Genomic DNA, 1217 nt, shown 5'->3' on the forward strand with positions numbered 1-1217 from the left:
AATTCCCGAGAGGGATACTGACACTTCCCGAACCACTTCTCCATTATAAAGCACACATATTTTTCCAGATTCCATGGCCCAACCGATGGGCGAAAATGTCACTTCGCCACTGGTAAAAGTCCACTCCAGAGAGGCACCATCACTCACTTCTACAGACTGCCCTGACCCTGAAGACAGCTCGACTTTAGACGAAGAAACTGTCCCCGTGACATTCTTCTTTCGGGTTATCGCCTCACTCTTAACACCCCCCAGCGCTCTCACTACGCCATTGGTTGTGCTTACAATCCGGTTTCTCTCAATCATCCCCTGAAAATTGGGTACCGCTATCGTTGCCAAAATAACAAGCACAGCAATAGTCACCAAGAGTTCTATCAAGGTAAATCCCGAAAAATTTCTTAACTTACCAGCAATCTGAGCCATCGGAATCTTTATCGCCTTGGTGATTTAGCCTAAAATCTCCACAACTATCGCCAACCTGCGCGTCTTTAGGAGCACTATCTGGCGATGCCGTCAATGTATAACCGGCGCCACTAGCGACCAAGGCTCCTGTCACTTGGTAGAAGCCCTCCTCGGAATTTATTGTACCTCCTCCGGAAAGCCCCAGATCCGTTAAACACTGTGTGTAGCTCGACTTCACCGTATAACAGCGCTCCATCCTGCCTGCCACATCCGTTAACTTGGACATCGCGTCCGTGCGCCTGGCCTCCTGCACATACCGCGTGTAGTTGGGGTATGCAATCGCCGCCAGAATCCCGATCACGGCAACCGCAATCATCAGTTCGATAAGCGTGAAGCCGCCACTGTGCCGGGTGCTGTCTGAGGGGCCCTGAGGTCTGAAACGTGTGTTCGTGGGGGTCACGCGGTGCGTCTCCCTGCGGGTTGAGGCATTTGTTTCAGTATGTATCAAGATGTGGCGTTTCGATAGGGTGAGGGAGCAAAAATGCCATGCTGCGCAGGTGAGCAGCTGCTTACTCGCCGGCCTGGGCGGGGCCTGTGGGTTTGCTGGAGCCACGCGCGTTCGAGGGGGAGAGTGCGGTTCTGAGGGGGATTGCCCTTCCAGCCGCTGCAGGCGTCACCATCGCTGCGCGATGGATCGCGCTGCAAGCAGTGCTTCCACGACCCCATCCTGTGCCAACAGGATAGATCCGCCATCGCTGCGCGATGGATCGCTCAGCAACCCGGAACGCCGGACCGAGAGCTCCTACGAAGCCCCTTCC

1 protein-coding gene is annotated in these 1217 nt (G+C 54.7%); it reads right to left on the reverse strand.

The annotated features are described in order from the left end of the window. Nucleotides 1–420, reverse strand: a 420-nt coding sequence (locus V6D20_15040) for a prepilin-type N-terminal cleavage/methylation domain-containing protein (protein ID HEY9817095.1), incomplete at its 3' end; no start/stop codon positions are given. Nucleotides 421–1217: the final 797 nt, after the last annotated feature.

Source organism: Candidatus Obscuribacterales bacterium (assembly GCA_036703605.1).
Classification (GTDB): domain Bacteria; phylum Cyanobacteriota; class Cyanobacteriia; order RECH01; family RECH01; genus RECH01.